The sequence below is a fragment of the Microcystis sp. M113S1 genome, assembly GCF_020246945.1.
Classification (GTDB): domain Bacteria; phylum Cyanobacteriota; class Cyanobacteriia; order Cyanobacteriales; family Microcystaceae; genus Microcystis.
In genome coordinates, this window is the sequence record NZ_JADBSA010000170.1 from 1 (window position 1) to 5,216 (window position 5,216).

4 protein-coding genes are annotated in these 5,216 nt (G+C 40.8%); all 4 read left to right on the plus strand.

Annotation, left to right across the window (positions count from 1 at the left end):
- The coding region (locus IM319_RS08655; protein WP_287735303.1) for an Rpn family recombination-promoting nuclease/putative transposase at window positions 1-561 on the plus strand (561 nt) is incomplete at its 5' end.
- Between the two features lie 71 nt (window positions 562-632).
- Window positions 633-3,257, plus strand: a complete 2,625-nt coding sequence (alaS, locus tag IM319_RS08660) for an alanine--tRNA ligase (RefSeq protein ID WP_287735304.1) — start codon at window positions 633-635, stop codon at window positions 3,255-3,257.
- A 70-nt stretch (window positions 3,258-3,327) separates the two neighbouring features.
- Window positions 3,328-4,806, plus strand: coding sequence for an AAA family ATPase (locus IM319_RS08665; RefSeq protein ID WP_287735305.1), 1,479 nt, complete (start codon window positions 3,328-3,330; stop codon window positions 4,804-4,806).
- Window positions 4,799-5,074 (plus strand): hypothetical protein, encoded by a 276-nt coding sequence (locus IM319_RS08670; protein WP_287735306.1) that lies wholly within the window; start codon window positions 4,799-4,801, stop codon window positions 5,072-5,074. The genes IM319_RS08665 and IM319_RS08670 overlap by 8 nt, the downstream gene beginning before the upstream one ends.
- Window positions 5,075-5,216 lie beyond the last annotated feature (142 nt).

Here is a 5,216-nt window from a genome sequence, read left to right on the forward strand (position 1 = left end):
AGACAAGCTAAACGAGAAAATCAGAGCTACAATGAAGACAATGCCCCTCGTTTGTGGATTTTATCCCCTTCCGCTGGTATCACTGTTTTAGAAGGATTTGGGGCAAAATTAGACCCAGATTGGCCAGAAGGAGTCTATTTTCTTCCCTTGCTTTATCGCACGGCAATTATTGCTATTAATCAATTGCCTGTGACTCCTGAGACTCTTTGGTTAAGATTATTGGGACGGGGAAAAACTCAAAACCAAGCCGTGCGAGAATTGTTAGAATTACCTCAAGGTAATGCTTTCCGGGAAAATGTGCTGGAATTATTAATTAGTTGGCGGGTTAGTATGGAAATAAATAACATCCTAGAAACTGAGGATAGAGAGGTGTTTATGACCTTATCTCAAACCTATCAGGAATGGAAGGAAGCAACTAAACGGGAAGGACGACAGGAAGGACGACAGGAAGCAAAACTGGAATCTATTCCCCGTTTGCTTGCTTTGGGTTTAAGTGTGGAACAAATCGCTCAAGCTTTGGATTTAGACTTAGAACAAATCCGACAAGCGGCGCGAGAGTAAAGGTGGAGAGTTAAAACGCAAAAATGCCACAATGGATAAAATAGGCATTTTCTGACTAACTGACATCTTCTATGAGTAACCACCTAAGCGGAAGCGAGATTCGCCAGCGATTTTTAGACTTTTTTGCGGCCAGAAACCATAAAATTCTCCCTAGTGCCTCTCTAGTCCCAGAAGACCCCACCGTTTTGCTGACTATTGCGGGAATGCTCCCTTTTAAACCGATTTTCTTAGGGCAAAAGACCCCAGAATTTCCCCGCGCTACCACTTCCCAAAAATGTATTCGCACCAACGATATCGAAAATGTCGGCCGGACTGCTAGACATCATACTTTTTTTGAGATGTTGGGCAATTTTAGCTTTGGTGATTATTTTAAAGAACAAGCGATCGCCTGGGCCTGGGAATTGTCCACAGAAGTTTTTAACCTTCCCCCGGAAAGATTAGTCGTTAGTGTCTTTAGGGAGGATGAGGAAGCTTTCGCTATCTGGCGCGATAAAATCGGTATTCCTGCCCATCGTATCCAAAAAATGGGCGAAGAGGATAACTTTTGGGTATCGGGTCCCACGGGTCCCTGTGGTCCCTGTTCGGAAATTTACTACGATTTTCACCCAGAATTAGGGGATAAAACCATCGATTTAGAGGATGATAGCCGTTTTATCGAGTTTTATAACCTCGTCTTTATGCAGTATAACCGCGACGCGGACGGCAATCTGACACCCCTAGCGAATAAAAATATCGATACGGGGATGGGTTTGGAACGGATGGCGCAAATACTGCAAAAAGTCGCCAATAACTACGAAACTGACCTAATTTTCCCGATTGTCGCCGAAGCGGCCCGGTTAGCAGCGATAGACTACCAGAAAGCAGACGAAAAAACGAAAGTTTCCCTAAAAGTCATCGGCGATCATGTGCGTTCGGTAGTACACATGATAGCGGATGGTATCTCAGCATCGAATACTGACAGAGGTTACGTCCTGCGTCGTCTGATTCGGAGAGTAGTACGGCACGGGCGTTTAATCGGTATTGAAGGTCAATTTATCACTAAAGTGGCGGAAGTTGCGATCGCTCTTTCCGAGTCCGTCTATGGCAATGTTCGGGAACGAGAAACGGTGATCAAGGCAGAATTAGAGCGAGAGGAAGCGAGATTTTTAGAAACCCTAGAAAGAGGCGAGAAACTGCTCGAATCGATTCTAGAAAAAGAAAAAAGCCAGATTTCGGGAGTCGATGCCTTTACCCTTTATGATACCTATGGCTTCCCCCTCGAACTCACTCAAGAAATCGCCGAGGAGCAGGGTTTAAGCGTCGATACGGCGGGTTTCGAGCAGGAAATGAAAAAACAGCAGCAAAGATCAAAAGCCGCCCACGAAACCATAGATTTGACGGTACAGGGCAGTTTAGATAAGCTGGCGGAACATATTCACCCGACGGAATTTCTCGGTTATACGGATTTGCAAGCAACCGCAACAGTAACGGCAGTTTTGGTCGCCGGTAAAACGGTGGAATCAGCCGCATCAGGCACTGAGGTGCAGGTAGTTCTCGATAAAACCCCTTTTTATGCTGAATCGGGTGGACAAATCGGTGACAAGGGTTATTTAACCGGCGATAATCTGGTTATCCGCGTTGAGGATGTGCAGAAAGAATCGGGGATTTTTATCCATTTTGGTCGGATTGAGCGGGGAATTGTCACCACTGGCGATACAATTAATGCTCAGATCGATCGCTCCTGTCGTCGTCGCGCCCAAGCTAATCATACCGCCACCCATCTGCTACAATCGGCCCTGAAAAAGCTTGTCGATGGGGGGATTTCCCAAGCAGGTTCCCTCGTCAATTTCGATCGCCTCCGTTTTGATTTTAACTGTCCTCGTCCCCTGACTAGCGCTGAATTGCAACAGGTGGAAGAACAGATTAACACTTGGATTGCCGAAGCGCATGACACCGAGATAGCGGTGATGGGATTGGAAGAAGCGAAGCAGAAGGGAGCTATTGCCATGTTTGGCGAGAAATACGGCTCAGAAGTGCGAGTCATCGATATTCCTAGCGTTTCTATGGAATTATGCGGGGGAACTCACGTTAAAAATACCGCCGAGATCGGTTTATTTAAAATCATCTCCGAGACGGGAATCGCCGCGGGAATTCGTCGCATCGAAGCGGTGGCCGGCCCTGCCGTGTTAGCATACCTGAATGAACGGGATCAGGTGGTGCGGGACTTGTGCGATCGCTTTAAGGTCAAACCTCTGGAAATTCCCGATCGCATTACGGCCTTACAATCAGAGTTAAAGGGGACACAAAAGCAGTTAGAAACGATTAAACAGGAGTTAGCCCTAAATAAATCGGATGCTTTGCTATCTCAAGCCGAATCTATCGGCGAATTTAAGCTATTAGTCGCTTCTTTGGGCGATATTGATGCTAATGCTTTGATGGCCGCAGCCGAAAGACTACAGCAAAAATTAGGGGAAGGGGCAGTGGTTTTGGCCTCGACTCCCGCAGCTGATAAAGTGAGTTTAGTGGCCGCTTTTAGTCCCCAGGTGATTAAAGATCGGGGTTTACAAGCGGGTAAATTTATCGGTGCGATCGCTAAAATCTGCGCTGGTGGTGGTGGTGGTCGTCCCAATTTAGCTCAAGCTGGGGGACGGGATGCTAGTAAGTTAAGCGAAGCTTTAGCTAAGGCCAAAAGTCAATTAACTAGCAGTTTACAATAGTTTTAAGGGTGGACATTTTGTCCACCTTTAAAAAATTAGTTATTCTCTCGGTGTGATTGGTAAAAATAATATGGAACTACTGATCAAGAATTTGGGATCAATTAGAAATAATAATCAAGCTATAGATTTAACTAAGAAGTTTTACACTTTTATTGGCTACAATAATAGTGGCAAAACCCTAGTTTCTCAGCTTTTATGGACAATTTTTAATCATGACAATATTAGAAAGTTTTACGAAAATACCCAAATTGATTCTTTAGGAATTGACTCGGAAAAACCTATTAAAAAAATTACGATCAATCAAGAATTAATCGATGAGATTCTCAATAAATTTAGCCAGTTTATTGAAAAAGAAGTTGTTAATACTTATAATCTTGATGCCAGTATTAAAGAAACGATTATTGGTTCCAATAAATTAATTTTTCAAGCGGATATCCAAGAATTTAAAGAGACGAAATTTAAAACAACTTTTTTGGTTCGTGTTCCAGGAAATAATGATCTGGAGTATTTACAGATTAGCAAGGGCAAAGGTAGCCTAACAATAAATATAAAAGAACCTAATATACCTGAAAAAGTATTTGATCAAATACCCAGAGACTTTTTTGAGAGAGCTAAACCATTCAAGGAATCAGTAATTATTCCGTCAATAATAAGAGTGCTTTTGTCTCAGACAGAAGATACTTTTTTTATCCCCGCTAGTCGTAGCTTTTTCCCTGTTTTTTATCAGTACATTTATGAGATAGAAAGAAATAAAAGAAGTGAGTATAATCGTCGATTGCAAGAATTAATAGAAAATATTAATGATGATGTTGATACTAATAAAAATATATTATTCAAACGTCTTCAAGAACAATTACCCAAAAGGTCTTATACAGAACCAATGAATAAAGTGATTGAATCGCTTTATTCTCTCAATACCAAGAAAGAAATTAATTCAGTTTATAATTCTCTGATTGAAAAGATGATCGGATTAATGGGAGGAGAAATCACGATTTCTAGTCTAGAATCGATCGCACCTATTCAATTTTCTTTCAAATTCGATGAAACCAAAGATTTACCGATGTATCTAGCTTCATCTTCAGTCAATCAGTTGACTATCTTGTATCTTTATCTCAAATATTGGGCAAAGGAAAAAAACAATTTTTTGATGATAGATGAACCAGAAGTTAATTTGCATCCCGAAAATCAAATTCGCTTAATGGATATTTTAGTTCAATTTGTCACCGAGCATGATAATCGAGTTTTGATCACCACCCATAGCCCGATTTTAACCGATATTCTCAACAATTATGTTTATCTTCATACCTTAAAAAGTTATGATGTTGATGTCACAAAAATTATTGAAGATAATCAATTAAAAAATTTAAATCCAGAAATTTCAATTGCTAAAGAAGACTTGGGAGTGTACTTTTTCACGGGTGATAAAATTATTGATTATGGAACCAGTCAATATGGTGTTTATTTTCGTAACTTTAAAGAAGTTATCAACTCTGTGCAGAAATCTGGAGAAATTTTAACCAACCATATCTATTTAGCAGAGAATGAGTAAGTCTAACTCAAAAAAAGAAATATCTTCCCTTAGACAAGAGTTTCATCGAGCTTTAGAAAAATGGGGTTTTATTGAAGAAATCTGCCTTAGTCAGGATGCGTGTATTGAAATTCAAGAAACAAAAAAGAGCGATTTAAAGAAAGTAGTTATTAATCACTTACAGTTATCGTCTAAAACAGCACAGGTTATGGCTTTTTGTCAACGGGGAAGTCCAGTTATTAAGCTGACGTGGAGATGCTTAAAGGGAGCATCTTGCTTTTCCAAATAAGTTTGGCTCTTCGGTTTGTGTTATGCAATGGACGGGGGTTATAAGGGATGGAACCCTTATATAGAAAGGCATTTAGCGATTTTTGTCAATTGTTTTTGATCTAGAGCGAACTAATCAATTAAGTCTCTTACCAGATAAGGAT

Coding starts and splice junctions, on each gene's coding strand:
- alaS (WP_287735304.1), top strand. CDS start 633: ATGAGTAACCACCTAAGCGGAAGCGAGATTCGCCAGCGATTTTTAGAC.
- IM319_RS08665 (WP_287735305.1), top strand. CDS start 3,328: ATGGAACTACTGATCAAGAATTTGGGATCAATTAGAAATAATAATCAA.
- IM319_RS08670 (WP_287735306.1), top strand. CDS start 4,799: ATGAGTAAGTCTAACTCAAAAAAAGAAATATCTTCCCTTAGACAAGAG.